Consider the following 2,430-nt stretch of genomic DNA (forward strand, 5'->3'; position numbering starts at 1 on the left):
GGGGGGGGGGGGGGCCGCGCCGCGGCCCCCGCCGCCCCGGCGAGCACCGGCACGGGCAGCACCACCCCCGCTCCGGTTCGCGGGCGCACCGAGAAGCTCTCCCGGCTGCGTGCCCTGGTCGCCCGGCGCATGGTCGAGTCGCTGCAGATCAGCGCCCAGCTCACCACCGTCGTCGAGGTGGACGTCACCCGCATCGCGCGGCTGCGGGACCGGGCCAAGGCAGGCTTCCAGGCCCGCGAGGGCCTGAAGCTGTCGTTCCTGCCGTTCTTCGCGCTGGCGACCTGCGAGGCGCTGCGCGAGTTCCCGCAGCTCAACGCCAGCCTCGACGTCGAAGCGGGGACGGTCACCTACCACGGCGAGGAGAACCTCGGCATCGCCGTGGACTCCGAGCGCGGCCTGGTCGTGCCGGTCATCCACAGCGCCGGTGACCTCAACATCACCGGCCTCGCCCGCAAGATCGACGATCTGGCCAGCCGAACCCGGGCCAACAAGATCTCCCCGGACGAGCTCGGCGGGGGGACCTTCACCCTCACGAACACCGGCAGCCGGGGCGCCCTGTTCGACACGCCGATCATCAACCAGCCGCAGGTCGGCATCCTCGGCACGGGGATCGTGACGAAGAAGCCCGCCGTCATCGACGATCCCGACCTGGGCGAGATCATCGCCGTCCGGTCGGCGGTGTACCTGTCGCTGACCTACGACCACCGCATCGTCGACGGGGCCGACGCCGCCCGCTTCCTGACCTTCATCAAGCGGCGGCTCGAAGAGGGCGCCTTCGAGTCCGACCTGGGCCTCTAGGCCCCGTCAGCCTGCCGGCACAGCCAGCCGGCAGGCACCGCCAGCGGACACGGGCCGGTCGCCGCCTCGCATTCGGGACGGCGACCGGCCACGATGGTCACCATGCGCATCGTGGTGACCGGGGCCTCGGGACTGATCGGTTCGGCGCTCGTCCCCGCCCTGCGTGGGGACGGCCACACCGTGACCACCCTGGTCCGGCGAACACCCCGCACCGGCGGCGAGATCCAGTGGGATCCCGCCGCCGGTCGGCTCGACCCGGCATCGCTCGCCGGCACCGACGCCGCCGTCCACCTCGCCGGCGCGGGCATCGGCGACCGCCGCTGGACCGACGACTACAAGCGCCTGCTGCGCGACAGCCGGATCGCCGGCACCGATCTGCTCGCCCGCACCCTCGCCAGCCTCACGCCGCCCCCGCGGGTGCTCCTCGCCGGCAGCGCCGTCGGCTGGTACGGCACCTCGGCAGGCGGCAACGCCGGCCCGCTCGACGAGAACGCCCCCGCCGGCGCGGGGTTCCTCGCCCGACTCGTCGAGGACTGGGAGGCCGCGGCCACGCCCGCCCGCGAGGCCGGCATCCGGGTCACCACCCTGCGGACCGGGGTCGTGCTCTCCGGTCACGGGGGCAGCCTCGGTCGCCAGCTCCCGCTGTTCCGGCTGGGCCTCGGGGGCCGGCTGGGATCCGGCCGCCAGTGGCTGAGCTGGATCAGCCGCACCGACCACGTGGCGGCGTTGCGCCTGCTGCTCGCCGACGACTCGGTGGCCGGGCCGGTGAACCTGGTCGCGCCCGAACCCGTCACCAACGCCGCCTTCACCGCGGCGCTCGCGTCGGCGCTGCACCGCCCGGCGTTCGCCGCGGTACCCCGCCTCGCCCTGCGCGTCGCCCTCGGCGAGTTCGCCGACGAGGGCGTCCTCGCCTCCCAGCGGCTGACCCCCGCCGTGCTGACCGGCGCCGGCTTCCGCTTCGCCCACCCCGACATCGACACCGCGCTGCGCGCGATCCTGACCGAGGGCGCCTGAGCCGCCTCCGCCAGCCGCGATCTAGGTGCCCTCGACGGGGATGCTCTCCGAGACCCGCCAGCCCGAGCCCGTGCGGATCAGCACGAGATCGTGGCGCTGGGGAGCCTTCTCCGGCTGGTGGGCGAGGAGCTGGCCGTGGGCGTCGAGGTAGTCGTAGGCGGCCAGGCGTTCGGTCACCCGCAGCACCGTGCGGCTCGGCTGCTCGTCGCGGACCTGTAGGGCGACGATCTCACTGTGCAGGGGCGAGGCGTGCGCCCCCTGGGCGACGACCTGCCGCATGAGGGTGACGTCGGCGTTGTAGGCGGGGCTGGCGGCGGCGTCGGACTGCCCCAACAGGGACTCGTCGGCGCGCTCGAAGGCCTGGCTGCGGGCGGTGTTGAGGCCGCCGAGCACGGCGCGCCAAATCTGCTCGGGTGACTGGTTCGCCACCGGGGAGGCGGTCGGGTCCCGGCCGGGCACGCCGGTGGCGGGCGGCGAGGCCGGCTGTGGCGCGGGCGCCGCGGTGTCGCTGGTGCCGTCCCCCGACGGGCTCGTCATGAGCAGCACGACGGCCACCACGACGACGAACAGGCCCAGGCCCGCGGTGACCGGCAGCAGCCAGCGCCGCCGCCGGGCGCC

Annotated in this window: 2 protein-coding genes and 1 pseudogene; 2 read left to right on the forward strand and 1 reads right to left on the reverse strand. The window is 74.9% G+C overall.

Going from position 1 to position 2,430, the window contains the following annotated elements; all coding sequences use genetic code 11:
* Positions 1-798 (forward strand): 2-oxo acid dehydrogenase subunit E2 (locus tag ND748_RS30040; RefSeq protein ID WP_251749587.1); only part of this gene is annotated, 798 nt, incomplete at its 5' end.
* A gap of 102 nt (positions 799-900) precedes the next feature.
* A complete protein-coding gene (locus tag ND748_RS30045) occupies positions 901-1,812 on the forward strand; it encodes a TIGR01777 family oxidoreductase (protein WP_251749589.1) in 912 nt (303 codons plus the stop codon).
* A 21-nt stretch (positions 1,813-1,833) separates the two neighbouring features.
* Here ND748_RS30045 and ND748_RS30050 read toward each other — a convergent pair.
* Positions 1,834-2,430, reverse strand: a pseudogene (locus tag ND748_RS30050) (serine/threonine protein kinase); the annotation flags it as partial.

The sequence above is a fragment of the Frankia sp. AiPs1 genome (genome assembly GCF_023716945.1).
GTDB lineage: Bacteria > Actinomycetota > Actinomycetes > Frankiales > Frankiaceae > Frankia.